Annotated in this window: 3 protein-coding genes; 1 reads left to right on the top strand and 2 read right to left on the bottom strand. The window is 53.8% G+C overall.

Going from position 1 to position 3,934, the window contains the following annotated elements:
• Positions 1 to 47: 47 nt before the first annotated feature.
• Entirely contained in the window at positions 48 to 305 is a 258-nt protein-coding gene (bhsA, locus tag NNN71_RS23950; RefSeq protein WP_064545779.1) for a multiple stress resistance protein BhsA, read from the top strand.
• An 88-nt stretch (positions 306 to 393) separates the two neighbouring features.
• Here the strand turns inward: bhsA and ldtC are convergent, their stop codons facing one another.
• Positions 394 to 1,353 (bottom strand): L,D-transpeptidase LdtC, encoded by a 960-nt coding sequence (gene ldtC, locus NNN71_RS23945; RefSeq protein ID WP_271459522.1) that lies wholly within the window; start codon positions 1,351 to 1,353, stop codon positions 394 to 396.
• Positions 1,354 to 1,499: 146 nt separating this feature from the next.
• Positions 1,500 to 3,581, bottom strand: a complete 2,082-nt coding sequence (locus NNN71_RS23940; RefSeq protein ID WP_271459521.1) for a TonB-dependent siderophore receptor — start codon at positions 3,579 to 3,581, stop codon at positions 1,500 to 1,502.
• Positions 3,582 to 3,934: the final 353 nt, after the last annotated feature.

The raw sequence follows: 3,934 nt of genomic DNA, 5'->3' as shown, positions 1-3,934 counted from the left end.
AGTTAATAACGTCTGACCTACAAAAATTCATCTGCAAGGTAAAAATTATGAAAAACGTAAAAACCCTGGCTATCGCCGCAGTCCTTAGCTCACTGTCATTTGCAAGCTTTGCCGCTGTTGAAGTGCAATCCACTCCAGCAGATCAGCACAAAGTCGGTAACATTGCCGCATCTGCAGGCCCGAACCTGGCGTCTCTGGAACAAGAACTGTCTCAGAAAGCCGATGAAATGGGTGCGAAATCTTTCCGCATCACTTCCGTTAGCGGTCCGAACTCCCTCCACGGTACTGCGGTAATCTACAAATAAGCGTTAAAACCCTCATAATGCTTATGCCACTGCCATAAAAAAGGCCCTGAGCGGAATACGCTCAGGGCCTTTTACTTTTGCTTTTCAACTACATATTTTGCTGCGGAACATCGTGATGACGGGTGACATCGACCGGCATCCCGGAGCGCACATCCATCACTTTTTTCATCACTTCGCTATCGGTAGCAGGGTTCTGGCTGAAGGCTTTCATCCCGGCGTTAAGCACAATTGGCAGGGTCTGCGGGTCGTCATCAATATGCTCGGACAGCGGTTGATGAACTTCCACCAGATGAACGCCGTTTGGCTCAATCGACGCTTTAATTGGCGTATTGATAATGTTTACCTTCGTGCCAGGCGTAACCTGATCGAAAAGTGCCTTAATGTCGTTATCACGCAGGCGAATACAGCCTGAGCTGACGCGCATGCCGATACCAAAATCGGCGTTGGTGCCGTGTAGCAGATACACGCCGCCGTAGGCCGCAAGACGAATGGCGTGATGCCCCATCGGGTTATCCGGCCCGGCAGGCATTACCGCCGGCAGCTCAACACCCTGAGCGCGATAGCGCGCGCGGATATTGGAGGTTGGCGTCCAGGTTGGGTTGGCGCGCTTATCTGAAACGGTGGTGACCATGGTGGGTGTCACCGTCGTGCCGCCAAGTTGACCGATGCCGATAGGGTAGACGGTCACGGTTTTACTGCCCGGCGGGTAGTAGTACAGCCGCAGCTCGGCCAGATTTAGTACGATGCCTTCACGCGGTACGTCGGGTAGCAGTGTTTGCAGCGGGATAGTGAGTACGCTGCCCGCACGAGGCACATACGGATCGACGCCAGGGTTGGCCTGCAACAGCGCCAGGAAACCCACGTTATATTTCTTGGCGATGGCTTCCAGTGAGCCACCGCTGTTGTCGACAACGTGAAAACGGTTTTCGCCCACCAGGCGGCTGCCCGGCGGCGGCAGTGGCCAGGAGTTGGCGCTGGCTGGCAGCGCAACGCTGACGGCAAGAAGCAATCCTGCTAGCCAGCGTGAAAGTTGCAGAGTTTGACGCATCACTCTAATCCCTCAAAGTCAAAAATGTTGTCTAAAAGTTAAAGCGACTATTATGCGTAAGCGGACTGTAGGGAAGTGATGCGGGATTGAAAGAGTATGTAAAGGTTGGCCCTCTCTGGCTAAGAGAGGGCTGGGCGTTGGCGGAATCAGAAGGCCATTTTTACCGTAAACTGCACTTCGCGTGGGTCGCCAATCTGGTTACCCAGATTATTGCTGGCAATCGATGAGGTGTAGTACGTCTTGTCGAACAGGTTCTTCACGTTCACCTGCAACGTAACCGGGTACTGTAGCTTCATCCTGTAGGCGGCAAAGACATCCGCGACCGCGTAGCCGGGCAGGTAGTAATCTGCGCCGTTGGTACCGGAGCGGCGGCTCAACGCATGCCCTCCAGCGCCGAGTGTGAGCGTGTTGCTATCATAGACGTTGTTAATGTCATAGGTCAGGAACAGCGATCCGGTATGGCGCGGCACGTTGGGCAGCGGTTTACCGGCGTATTCCGGATCTTCCTCGACTTTAGCATCGGTGTAGCCGTAGCTGGCAATGACGTTAAGGTTTTCACTCAACGAACCGGCGACATCCACCTCAATCCCGCGCGAGCGTACTTTGCCCGCGGTTTTGGCGTAGGTCTCGTCGCCAATGGTTTCGGTATAAAGCACGTTACGTTTGTGAATATCAAAGAAGGTGATATTAGACGTCACGCCGTCGAACAGGTCGAATTTAGCCCCCACTTCATAAGCCGTGGACTCTTCCGGGGGCAGGTCGCCAATATAACTGGCGATGGACGATTGCGGCATAAACGACTGCGCAACGTTGCCGAACAGCGAAACGGTGGGTGACACCTTGTACACAAGGCCAAACTTCGGCGTCAGCTTTTCGTCCCGGCTGTCGGTGTTTTCTTTGAACGGACGACCTTTTCCTGCGTACTGGGTGTAGTACTGATAGCGCACGCCCGCCACGGCAATCCACTTATCCGTCAAATAGAGCGCGTCCTGCAAATACGTCGCATAGGTTTCCTGCTGAATGCGCTGATCGCTATCGGCCGCCGATACGGTGGTGCATTTATCCAGCGTCCCGTACACCGGGTGATAGATATTGAGGCTATTCTTGACGTTTTTGCAGCGGATCATATCGGTACGCAGCAGGTCATAATTTTCATAGGCGATGCCGGTAAGCAACTCATTATAGAAACCGCCAATCACCACATTGCCCTGCAAATCGGCCCGCGTGGCATGCATTCGTTGGGTCGAGCCTTGCGTCGCGTCTACACGGCGGGTCAGGTTGCCGGTTTTGGCATCGTAGGCCATCACGCGAGCCTGGTTATCACTGTACATATCCTGGCTAAAGCTGTAGTCAAAACGCGCGGTCCACTGGCTGTTCAGACGATACTCGGCGTTGAGCTGCGCCAGATCGGAATTGCCATCGGTAATGTTAAACGGCTCGTCGAAACGTACCTTGCTCGGTACGTTGACCGCCTGACCGGTATTCAGATCGAAAATGGTGCCGCGGTCGAACGGCGTATTGTAGTTACGGTGCGACCACGAAAGGTTCACCGTCGCGTCGTCGCCAAACCAGGTCAGGGAAGGGGCGATAAAACTGCTGCGCTCCTTGCCGAAGTTACGCCAGTAATCTTCATTCTGATATTCGCCAATCAGACGATAGGCCAGTTGGGTGCCTTCAATGGGGCCGGTAACGTCAATCTGTCCGCTACCGCCGCCGAAACTGCTGGACGTGGCTGAAATATCGCCGGAGAAAGTGCGCTCTGGGCGCTTGGTCACCACGTTAATTAATCCACCGGGGTCGAGGATGCCGTACAGCGTGGAAGCGGGGCCTTTTAGCACCTCCACGCGCGATGTGGCGGCGTTAAAGCTGCGCGGCAGCACGGTACGCAGACCGTTGGTCATAATCGAACCGTCGCGGTTGGCGCCAAAGCCGCGGCGAGTAAACGCGTCCTGAGTGCCGCCAAGGGTGTTGGTTTGCACTACGTTGGCCACGTTATACAGCGCTTCGTCCAGCGAGGTGGCATGCTGATCTTCTAATACTTTATCGCTCACCGTGTTGACGACCTGCGGAATATCGAGCAGTGGCATCGACGTTAGCGTAGCGGTAGCGCTGCTCAAGGGCTGATAGCCGTCGGTGACGGTCTGGTCAGCCTGCGCGGTCGTGCCAATAACCGTCATCGCATCTTCTTTTTTGGTGTCGTCGCTACGTGCGGTTTTTTCAGCCGCCATCAGCGAAGGCGAACTGACGGCCCCCAGAAAGAGGAGTGAAAATAGCGCGCGCCCGGTTGTGCCCGTGAACGTCGGGGAGAAGTGTGTCATCTGTCTGTTTTCCCATAAAAAAACTGCCGATAGATGGCAGCCAAAATTAAAAAATCATTGCCCTGAATTGCGAAAGCTACCCGTTCACATCGCCAAAAATGTTCCGGATATGTAATTGAGAATCATTCAATCACGCGGTGATGTAGTAGTAAATGCAGTCGATGACAAATTTATTCAACGCGGGTTATGCCCACATTTGAGGGCCAAAACGTCATGCGGTGTTCTTTTAATGAATTGAAATTCAATGGTTTTATTTATAGTGG

Source organism: Kluyvera sp. Awk 3, assembly GCF_028069715.1.
Taxonomy (GTDB): Bacteria; Pseudomonadota; Gammaproteobacteria; order Enterobacterales; family Enterobacteriaceae; genus Kluyvera; species Kluyvera georgiana_A.
Note: the sequence above shows the minus strand (reverse complement) of the source record. Positions and strands in the feature narration are given on the sequence as shown.